7 protein-coding genes are annotated in these 10,039 nt (G+C 65.5%); 1 reads left to right on the top strand and 6 read right to left on the bottom strand.

Annotation, left to right across the window (positions count from 1 at the left end; translation table 11 throughout):
* From rpoB to rplJ, 6 genes are all read right to left on the bottom strand, one after another.
* On the bottom strand, positions 1–3,487 hold a 3,487-nt coding region (gene rpoB / locus AC1DZ6_RS11065; protein ID WP_477097231.1), incomplete at its 3' end, for a DNA-directed RNA polymerase subunit beta.
* Positions 3,488–3,958: 471 nt separating this feature from the next.
* Positions 3,959–6,319, bottom strand: a complete 2,361-nt coding sequence (locus AC1DZ6_RS11060; RefSeq protein ID WP_477097230.1) for a glycoside hydrolase family 31 protein — start codon at positions 6,317–6,319, stop codon at positions 3,959–3,961.
* A gap of 80 nt (positions 6,320–6,399) precedes the next feature.
* Positions 6,400–6,567 carry a hypothetical protein gene (locus AC1DZ6_RS11055; RefSeq protein ID WP_477097229.1) on the bottom strand — a complete coding sequence of 56 codons (168 nt, stop codon included), beginning with the start codon at positions 6,565–6,567 and terminating at the stop codon, positions 6,400–6,402.
* Between the two features lie 55 nt (positions 6,568–6,622).
* Entirely contained in the window at positions 6,623–6,994 is a 372-nt protein-coding gene (locus tag AC1DZ6_RS11050; RefSeq protein ID WP_477097228.1) for a hypothetical protein, read from the bottom strand.
* A 190-nt stretch (positions 6,995–7,184) separates the two neighbouring features.
* Positions 7,185–7,568, bottom strand: a complete 384-nt coding sequence (gene rplL / locus AC1DZ6_RS11045; protein ID WP_477097227.1) for a 50S ribosomal protein L7/L12 — start codon at positions 7,566–7,568, stop codon at positions 7,185–7,187.
* A 42-nt stretch (positions 7,569–7,610) separates the two neighbouring features.
* Positions 7,611–8,129 (bottom strand): 50S ribosomal protein L10, encoded by a 519-nt coding sequence (rplJ, locus tag AC1DZ6_RS11040; protein WP_477097226.1) that lies wholly within the window; start codon positions 8,127–8,129, stop codon positions 7,611–7,613.
* Between the two features lie 405 nt (positions 8,130–8,534).
* On the opposite strand from rplJ, the gene AC1DZ6_RS11035 reads away from it, so the two are divergent.
* A complete protein-coding gene (locus tag AC1DZ6_RS11035; RefSeq protein WP_477097225.1) occupies positions 8,535–9,896 on the top strand; it encodes an alpha/beta fold hydrolase in 1,362 nt (453 codons plus the stop codon).
* The last annotated feature ends 143 nt before the right edge of the window (positions 9,897–10,039 follow it).

Raw genomic sequence — 10,039 nt, 5'->3', positions numbered from 1 at the left:
TCTGGCCACCGGCCTGCCAGTCTTCGAGCAGGGTCGTGATCTGCTTGCCGAGACCGGCGCAGGCCCAACCCAGGTGGGTTTCGAAGATCTGGCCGACGTTCATGCGCGAAGGCACGCCCAGCGGGTTCAGAACGACGTCCACGTGCGTCCCGTCGGCGAGGAACGGCATGTCCTCGATCGGCAGGATGCGCGAGATGACGCCCTTGTTGCCGTGACGGCCGGCCATCTTGTCGCCGGGCTGAAGCTTGCGCTTCACGGCCACGAAGACCTTGACCATCTTCATCACGCCCGGGGGCAGTTCGTCGCCGCGCTGCAGCTTGTCGACCTTGTCCTCGAAGCGACGGTCCAGGCGCTTGCGGTTCTCGTCGAACAGACGACGCAGGCTTTCCAGTTCGCCCATCGCCTTCTCGTCTTCGAGGGCGATCTGCCACCACAGACCCGGCTGGACTTCAGCCAGGCCTTCGGCGCTGATCTCGCCGCGCGACAGGCCCTTGGGGCCCGACAGAGCGACGTTGCCGATCAGCAGTTCGCGCAGACGACCCGAGATGTTGCGGTTCAGGATCGCGAATTCGTCGTCGCGGTCCTTGCCCAGGCGGTCGATTTCCGAACGCTCGATGGCCAGGGCGCGTTCGTCCTTGTCGACGCCGTGACGGTTGAACACGCGCACGTCGACGATCGTGCCGGCGACGCCCGGGGGCAGGCGCAGGCTGGTGTCGCGGACGTCCGAGGCCTTCTCGCCGAAGATGGCGCGCAGGAGCTTTTCTTCCGGCGTCATCGGGCTTTCGCCCTTCGGGGTCACTTTACCGACGAGAATATCACCGGGCTGCACTTCGGCGCCGATCGCCACGATGCCCGCTTCGTCGAGGTTGCGCAGGGCTTCCTCGCCGACGTTGGGGATGTCGCGGGTGATCTCTTCCGGGCCGAGCTTGGTGTCGCGGGCCATGACCTCGAATTCCTCGATGTGGATCGAGGTGAAGACGTCGTCGCGGACGATGCGCTCGGAGATCAGGATGGAGTCTTCGAAGTTGTAGCCGTTCCAGGGCATGAACGCGACGAGCGCGTTGCGGCCCAGGGCCAGTTCGCCCAGCTCGGTCGAYGGGCCGTCGGCGATGATGTCGCCGGCCACGATCTTGTCGCCCACCTTCACCAGCGGACGCTGGTTGATGCAGGTCGACTGGTTCGAACGCTGGAACTTGCTCAGACGGTAGATGTCGACGCCCGAACGGGCGGCGTCGGTCTCTTCCGTGGCGCGGACGACGATACGCGTACCGTCGATCTGCTCCACGACGCCGGTGCGCTTGGCGATGACCACGGCGCCGGAGTCGCGAGCGACGACGGCTTCCATGCCCGTGCCGACCAGCGGAGCGTCGGACTGCACCAGCGGCACGGCCTGACGTTGCATGTTTGAGCCCATCAGGGCGCGGTTGGCGTCATCGTTTTCCAGGAAGGGGATCAGGGCCGCGGCCACCGAAACCACCTGACGCGGCGACACGTCCATCAGGTCGACTTGCTCCTTTTGGAGCAGGGTCGGTTCGCCGTTGATCCGGCCGGGGACCAGGTCGTCGACGATCTCGCCGTTCAACACCTTGATGTTGGACTGGGCGATGACGTGCTTCGACTCTTCCATGGCCGACATGTAGACGACCTCTTCGAGCGGCTTGCCGTCGGCGACGCGACGGTAGGGGCTCTCGATGAAGCCGTACTTGTTCACGCGGGCGTGGGTGGCCAGCGAGTTGATCAGACCGATGTTCGGGCCTTCCGGCGTTTCAATCGGGCAGATGCGGCCGTAGTGGGTCGGGTGAACGTCGCGGACTTCGAAGCCGGCGCGCTCGCGGGTCAGACCGCCCGGGCCAAGCGCCGACAGACGGCGCTTGTGGGTGATCTCCGACAGCGGGTTGGTTTGGTCCATGAACTGCGACAGCTGCGAGGAGCCGAAGAATTCACGCACCGAGGCCGCGGCCGGCTTGGCGTTGATCAGGTCGTGCGGCATCACGGTGTCGATGTCGACGGACGACATGCGTTCCTTGATGGCGCGTTCCATGCGCAGCAGACCGACGCGGTACTGGTTTTCCAGCAGCTCGCCGACCGAACGCACCCGGCGGTTGCCCAGGTTGTCGATGTCGTCGATTTCGCCGCGACCGTCGCGCAGGCCGACCAGCAGCTTCAGGACGGCCAGCACGTCTTCCTTGCGGAGCACGCGCATCTCGTCCGAAGCGTCCAGCTCCAGGCGCATGTTCATCTTCACGCGGCCGACGGCCGACAGGTCGTAGCGCTCGGCGTCGAAGAACAGCGACTTGAACATCGCTTCGGCGGCTTCGACGGTCGGCGGCTCGCCCGGACGCATCACGCGGTAGATGTCGAACAGCGCGTCCTCGCGGACGGCGTTCTTGTCCACGCGCAGGGTGTTGCGCATGTAGGCGCCGACCGTGACGTGGTCGATGTCCAGCACGTCAATGGTGCTGAAGCCTTGGTCGGCCAGGGCCTGGATCGAGGTGACGTCCAGTTCGTCGCCGGCTTCGGCGTAGATCTCGCCGTTCTCGAAGTTGACGGCGTCGCGGGCCAGGTAACGGCCGGTCAGGGCTTCGGGCGCCAGCAGCAGGGTCTTCAGACCGGCGTCAGCCAGCTTCTTGGCCTGGCGAGCGGTGATCTTGGTGCCGGCCGGAGCCACTTCTTCGCCGGTGTCGGCGTCGATCAGGGCGAATTCCGGCTTCACGCCGCGCCAGCGCTCGGGCTTGTAGGGGGTGGCCCAGCCTTCGGCGCCGGCCGCGGTGCGCTTCTCGAACGGGACGACGTCGTAGAACGTCGTCAGGATCTCTTCGCCGTCCATGCCCAGGGCATAGAGGAAGGTGGTGGCCGGCAGCTTGCGGCGACGGTCGATGCGGACATAGACCACGTCCTTCGCGTCGAACTCGAAGTCCAGCCACGAGCCGCGGTACGGGATCACGCGGGCGGCGAACAGCAGCTTGCCCGAGGCGTGGGTCTTGCCCTTGTCGTGGTCGAAGAACACGCCGGGCGAACGGTGCATCTGCGAGACGATGACCCGCTCGGTGCCGTTGACGATGAAGGTGCCCTTGTCGGTCATGAGCGGGATATCGCCCATGTAGACGTCCTGCTCCTTGATGTCCTTGACGGACCGGGCGCCGGTTTCTTCTTCGGTTTCGAACACGATCAGGCGCAGCTTGACCTTCAGCGGCGCCGCGAAGGTCATGTCGCGCTGGATGCACTCTTCAACGTCGTACTTGGGCTCTTCGAATTCGTACGAGACGTATTCGAGCACCGCGCGCTCGTTGAAGTCCTTGATCGGGAACACCGACTTGAAGACCGCCTCGATRCCTTCGTCCTTGCGCACGCCCGGACGGACTTCGCGCTGGAGGAACTGCTCGTAGGAGGAGCGCTGAACCTCGATCAGGTTCGGCATCTGCACAGCTTCGGGGATGCGGCCGAAAGACTTCCGGATCCGCTTCTTGCCGGTGAAGGATTGCGCCATGTTGTTTCCCTGCGGCGCGGAACCTGGAGTCCGCGCGTGAATTCGAATGTCTTAGCGTCCACCCTCGCCGTTCTCTCCGTGAGAGAACGCTGGACGCTGCAATTCCCCTATCGAGCGACCGGGACCGGAAGCTTGATGGGCGCCCCTTCGCGCGGGTCGGAGGGCAGCTGACCGCGCCTCGGGGCGTAAAGTACGGACACACGCATGCGCGTTCCGCCGAATGTCTTCGTGAACGGGCGGATATAGGACAAGCCGCCGGGGTTGGAAAGGGGCTTTATCCACAAAAGAATGCGGGAGCCCACCGTAAAGCTTGGAACTTCTCTTATTCCGCTCATCCCGGCGAATGCCGGGACCCAGATGGAATGGCTTTGAGGCTGACGCCATAGGCTCAGCGCTCTTCCAGTCATCCTCTCCGCTTTAGGATCCGGGTGCCGGCATTCGCCGGGATGAGCGGATCTATATGGTGTCTGATCAGCGCGAAACCACTTGCACCGCCGCCAGCGCCTGGGCCGCCAGGGCCTTGTCGCCGGTCGCCGTCAACTTGCCGGCCTTGTCGTCCCAGTGCAGCTTCACGGTCTTTCCCCCTCCCTTTTCATTGGGGCCCTTCTCATAGGCGTTGGTCACCCCGTCGTCGTCATACAGCGTGAAGTCGGCGTCGCGGCCCGGATAGACCTTCACCGCGTTGATCGCCTGCGGCGTGGCCGTGCTCTGGATCGGCGCGCCCATCGGGATGATCGAGCCGGCGCGGACGAACAGCGGGATGGTGTCGATCGGCGCATGGACACTGATCGTCTGGCCGCCCTTGAACGGCTTGCCCGTCCAGTAATCGTACCAGTCGGCGCCAGCCGGCAGGTAGACGTCACGGTCCTCGACGCCCTGCTCGGTGATCGGCGCCACCAGGAAGGCCGGACCGAACATGTACTGGTCGCCCAGGTTCACCACCTTCGGATCGTTGGGGAAGTCCATGAACAGCCCGCGCATGAACGGCGCGCCGGTCTCGTAGGTGGAGTGGCCCATCGAGTACAGGTACGGCATCAGGGCGTAGCGCAGCTTCAGGTACTTCACGACCACCGCCTCGGCGCCCTTGCCGAACGACCAGACCTCGGTGTCCTTGCGCATGCCGTGCACGCGCAGGGTCGGGGTGAAGGTCCCGTACTGGAACCAGCGGGCGAACAGCTCGGGATAGTCGTTGTTCTGCCCGACCACGGCGCGGGCGTCCGACGGATCCRGCAGCGGCGCCTTGGTGGCCGTCGTGGTCTGGGGCAGCCACTGCCAGCCGCCGATGTCGTTGCCCCAATAGGCCATGCCCGAGGCGGTGAAGTTCAGCCCCGTCGGCACCTGGCGCTTGAGCGCCTCCCAGGTGGGCTGGATGTCGGACGACCAGAACAGCGCGCCGTTGCGCTGGGCGCCGATATAGGCGGCGCGCGACAGGATCAGATTGCGCTTGTCGGGACGGTCGCGGCGCGAGCCCTCGGCAACGCCCTGGGTGTGGACCAGCGGGAAGACGTTGCGATAGCGGTCGCCCGACCCGATGCTCCAGAAATGACCCTCCGGCACCAGGTCCGGCTCGGTCTCGTCCAGCCAGAACCAGTCAAAGCCCTGGGACGCGATGTTGTCGCGGATCTTGCCCCAGAACCACGCGCGCGCTTCCGGATTGGTGCTGTCGATCAGGGCGCCGGTGCGGTCGCTACGGAACGGCAGGCCGTCGACCGGCTTGCCGTCGGCGTCCTTCAGGAACCAGCCCTTGTCGGCCAGGTAGTTGAAGTAGCGGCCTTCCTTCTCGAAGCGCGGCCAGACGCTGATGATGCTGTGCACGCCGTTATCGTGCAGTTCCTTGTTCATCCCGGCCGGGTGGGGGAAGTAGGTCGGATCGATGTCCAGCTGGCCCATCCGGGTCCAGTAGAACCAGTCCAGCACCATCACGTCGAGCGGATAGCCGCGGTCGCGATAGCCCTTGGCGACGCTCAGGATCTGGGCCTGGCTCTCGTAGCGGGCCTTGGACTGGATGTAGCCGAAGGCGGCCTTGGGCGGCAGCGGCGTGACGCCGGTCAGCTTGCGGTAGCCGGCGTAGATCTCGTCATAGCTGCCGGTGATCACGAAGAACGACACCCGCTCGCCGACCTTCGACTGCCACAGGGTGCGGCCGTTGACGGCCGGGTAGACCTTGGTTTCCGACGGATTGTCCCAGAGAACGCCGTAGCCCTTGCTCGACACCATGAACGGCACGCACACCGTTTCGCCGGCTGGGGCGTCGTAGTCGTGCTTGCAGGTGATCGACCGGCCGCGCAGGTCCAGGATGCCTTCCTGGTTCTGGCCCAGGCCGTAGAAGTGCTCGTCGGCGCTGGTCGAGAAGCTGGCGCCGGCCTGGTAGGTCCGCTCGCCGGACACGACGTGCGGAGAAAGCTCCCAGCCGTTCATGGCCACCAGGTCCGAACCGTCGGCCTTGCGGATCTTGACCGAGACCGGCGGCAAGGACGGCGCGAAATAGCGCTCCATCTGCGAGGGCGCGCCCGGCCACGGCTGGGCCACGACTTCCAGCGACAGGGCGCCGGAGGTGAAGATGTCGGCCCCGGCCTTCTGGTCGTGACGCCAGCCCTTGTCGTCGGCCGCGCCGACGAAGCCGTAGCCCGGCGCGGCCTCGGCCAGGGCCTTGTCCTGGCTGATGGTCACCCGGACGATGTTGGGAGCGTAGGTCTCGACCGAAACGTAGGAGCCGTTGCGGTCCATGACCGCCGTCGGCGCGGCGTGCGCCAAGCCGGCCATCGCGCCCAAGGCCAGGCCTAAGACCAGACCTCTCGCCCAGCGGCGCGCGCCCCTGCCCTGCCGATCCATAGCATCCTCCCAGATGGTACCGCTAACCTATTGCCGGCAATGGCTAGAGGCGGTGGGGGGAAGCGTCAACCGGATTGATACTATGATTGCCCGCCCGGGCGCAGCATCTTGCCGACCACGGAAATAGCCAGGCCGATCAGGCAGATGAAAAAGGCGATCTTGGTCAGGGCCACCGCCACGTGCATGACGAAGCCAAGGATCCCGAACACGATCATCAGGACGAGCAGGATGGCGGCGAGCTTGAGCATGGGCAGATAACGCCGATCACGCGGCAAGGGTTGCCGCGCGCCGATCCTGACGCGCCTAGACGCTGAAGTCCACGAAGTTGGGCACAGCCATGCCGTTCTTGGCCTGGGCCTTGGCGCCGTCCATGGCTTCCTTGATCTTGGCCTTCACGATCTCGTCGATCTGCTGGAGCGCCGCGGTGCGTTGATCGGGCGACAGGGCGGCCAGGCTCTCCTCGGTCTGGCCCATGCCCTTCATGGCCTCGGCCTTCCACTGCTTGAGCTTTTCTTCCCAGGCGTCCTTCTTGGCTTCCTTGGCGAAGGCCACCAGGCCCTTGTCGCGGACCTTGTCCAGGTCGCTGGCGGCGTCGAACGGCGAGACGGCCGCGGCCGACGCGGCGGCGACCGGCGTCCAGTTCGAATAGCCGCCTGAAATCCCCGAGATCGCCATGGTCGCTCTCCACTGCCGCGTGCCTGGCGACCGGCTAGCAACGACCGTGCCAGAATGACGCAGACGGCCGACGCCCCTGGCGAGCGCGCAAAAGAAAACGGCCCCGGAGGTTTCCCTCCGGGGCCGTCAACTTGGTGCGTCAGAGACCTGACGCCGGCAACGTCCCCACGCCGAAACGTGGGAAAGTGAATTACTTCACTTGGACGGTGGCGCCGGCTTCGGTCAGCTTCTTGGCGACTTCTTCGGCGACTTGCTTCGAAACGTTTTCAACGACGTTCTGCGGAGCGCCTTCGACCAGGTCCTTGGCTTCCTTCAGGCCGAGGTCCGGACGGACGCCGCGGACTTCCTTGATCACGTTGATCTTCTTGTCGCCACCGTTCGTCAGAACGACGGTGAATTCGGTTTGCTCTTCGGCAGCTTCGGCCGGAGCGGCGGCAGCGCCACCAGCGGCGGCGACGGCGACCGGAGCGGCGGCCGAGACGCCCCACTTTTCTTCCAGCAGCTTGGACAGGTCAGCGGCTTCCAGGACCGACAGGGCGGACAGTTCTTCAACCAGCTTTTCGAGCTTCGACATGGGTAATTTCCTTAGAGAATGAGGGATTTATGCGGAGATGACTTACGCGGCGTCTTTGGTCGCATAGGCGTTCAAGACGCGAGCCAGCTGGCCAGCCGGGGCCTGCAGGACGCCAGCGATCTTGGTCGCCGGAGCCTGGATGAGGCCGATAAGCTTGCCACGGATCTGGTCGAGCGACGGCAGCGTGGCGAGAGCCCGCACGGCCGTTTCGTCCAGAACAGTCGTCTGGCCCAGAATGCCGCCGACAAGCTTGAGCTTCTCGTTTTCCTTGGCGTACTGGGTGACGATCTTGGCGGCGGAGACAGGATCCTTGCCAAAGGCGATGGCGACCGGGCCGGTGAACAGGGCGTCGCCCGCTTCACCGATCGAGCCGTCGAGGGCCTTTTGGACCAGGGTGTTCTTCACCACCTGGAACGTGCCCTCTTCCTTGCGGAGGCGGGCGCGCAGTTCAGTCATTTCCGCAACGGTCATGCCCGAATAGTGGGTCACGACGACAGCGCCGGCGCCGGCGAACACGCTTTTCAGCGCCTCGATCGACTCCTGCTTTTGAGCGCGGTCCATTGCGGTCTCCTACTCAATTACAGCGGCCGGACCATTCCGGCAGCCAAACACCACGACCATGCGGGATCGCTCCCGCATGCGAGTGATGTCAGCCTGTTCCAAGGAAAGTCAGCCGCGCGTCCCATCCCGAAAGGAGGAAATAGCGTGGTCTTGTCCATCCCTGTCTCCCGACGGCGAGGAAGGGCTCTTCCTCGATTATGGCGTTGGTGACCCCACGCCCCGCTGTTCACAAACAGGTCTTCGCCGGGCGAACCCGACGGAGAAGGGGCGGCATATAGACGAGTTGGGGATGGAATTCAACAGGGCGTCGGCTCAAAAGGCCCTCCCCCCTGTGGGGGAGGGACTGAAGACTGGCCTCGCCTCTGATTTTCCGGATAACAAGATCAACCGTCCAGGGGGATCATCATGAAGCGCACAGTCACCGCCGGCCTCGCCGCCCTGATGCTCATCGGCCTCGCCGCGCCGGTCCACGCCGAGCCGCGCTTCGCCCCGATCCCCAAGGCCGTGGTCGCCGACCCTGCCCGCGATGCGGCCCATCCCGCCGACATGGCGGCCTTCACGGTTCCGACCGGGGGCGTGCGGGTCAACGCCATGATGTACCTGGCCTCGGGCGACCAGCCGCATCCGACGATGCTGATGCTGCACGGCTTCCCCGGCAACGAGACCAATATCGACCTGATGCAGGCCGTGCGCCGGGCCGGCTGGAACGTGCTGAGGATCAACTATCGCGGCTCGTGGGGCAGCCCCGGCAAGTTCTCGTTCGCCAACGCCCGCGCCGACGGCGAGGCCGCCGTGGCCTTCCTCAACGAGCCCGCCAACGTCGCCAAGTACCGCATCGACACCAAGCGGATCGTGGTGGCCGGCCACAGCATGGGCGGCTTCATGGCCGCCGACGCCTCGGCCGCCGATCCCCGCGTGGCCGGAACGGTGCTGATCGACGCCTGGGACATCGGCAAGGAGAAGGACGGGATCACCAGCCCCGCCGTCCGCAAGGCCGCCATCGAGGGCATGCGGCCCGACACCCTGCCGCTGGCCGGAACCAGTCCCGAACTGCTGGTCCAGGAGATCGAGACCACGGCGGCCAAGCTGGACCTGGAGGCGCTCAGCGCGCGCATCGCCGACCGGCCGCTGCTGCTGATCGGCGCCGAGCACGCCGGGGCGCCGACCACCCGCAAGCTGGCCGCCGCCGCCCGTCAGGCCCAGGCAAAAGCCCTGACCGAAACCTACATGGACACCGACCACAGCTTCTCGGACAGCCGCATCGCGCTGGAGGCCGAGGTGCTGCGCTGGCTGGGCCAGTTCGACCCCGCCACGGCCAAGCCCGGCACGCCGCAGATCCCGCTGAAGGCCGCCTATGACGAGGCCAACCCGTTCGCCAAGATTCTGCGCGGCGAGATCGTCGTGCCCAAGGTCTACGAGGACGACCAGGTGCTGGCCTTCATGGACCACGCCCCGGCCGAGCCCGGCCATGTGCTGGTGATCTCCAAGACCTCCAAGGCCCGCAACATCCTGGAGATCTCGCCCCAGGACCTGTCGCGGATCATGGCCGTGGCCGCCCGCGTCGGCCAGGCTCAGGTCGACGGCCTGGGTGTCGAGGGCTTCACGATCGTCCAGAACAACGGCGTCGGCCAGAGCGTGCCGCACCTGCACATCCACGTCATCCCGCGCGTGGCCGGCAAGCCGCTGATGTTCGTCGAGAACGAGAAGGGCGACCCGAAGGCGATCGAGGCCCTGGCGGCGAAGATCAGAGGGGCGATGAAGCCGTAATAATGATCCGCTCATCCCGGCGAATGCCGGGACCCAGATGGAATGGCTTTAAGGCTGACGCCATAGGCGCTGAGCTCCTCCAATCAGCCACACCGCTTTGGGATCTGGGTCCCGGCATTCGCCGGGATGAGCGGACAGAGAAA

The sequence above is a fragment of the Caulobacter sp. P1_B12_2 genome, from assembly GCF_056406675.1.
This window is presented reverse-complemented; position numbering and strand designations above follow the sequence as displayed.